Origin of the sequence: Neptunomonas sp. CHC150, assembly GCF_030397555.1 — a bacterium.
GTDB classification, from domain to species: domain Bacteria; phylum Pseudomonadota; class Gammaproteobacteria; order Pseudomonadales; family Balneatricaceae; genus Neptunomonas; species Neptunomonas phycophila.
In genome coordinates this window covers 1-228 of record NZ_JAPNXU010000051.1, presented here as the reverse complement: position 1 = coordinate 228, position 228 = coordinate 1, and the positions used below count along the sequence as shown (strand labels likewise).

Below are 228 nucleotides of genomic sequence, written 5' to 3'. Positions count from 1 at the left end.
ACACCACCAGTGTACGTAACCCTCGACCTGCCAGTGTCGCCTCTACTTTAAACCCGCTTCGATTAGCGGGATTACTTCGCAGTGTGGTCGATGGAAACAACCCACAAGATTACATGACGCTTGCCGAAGAAATGGAAGAGCGCGATTTGCACTACGCGGCGCAGCTGCGTACCCGTAAGTTGGCAGTTGCTGCTATTGAGCCTACCGTTGAACCTGCCAGTGATGAGC

The 228-nt window shown here is 53.5% G+C and carries 1 protein-coding gene; it reads left to right on the top strand.

Translation table 11 applies throughout. The annotated features are described in order from the left end of the window. Positions 1 to 228, top strand: a 228-nt coding sequence (locus OW491_RS18130; protein ID WP_290037295.1) for a DUF935 family protein, incomplete at both ends; no start/stop codon positions are given.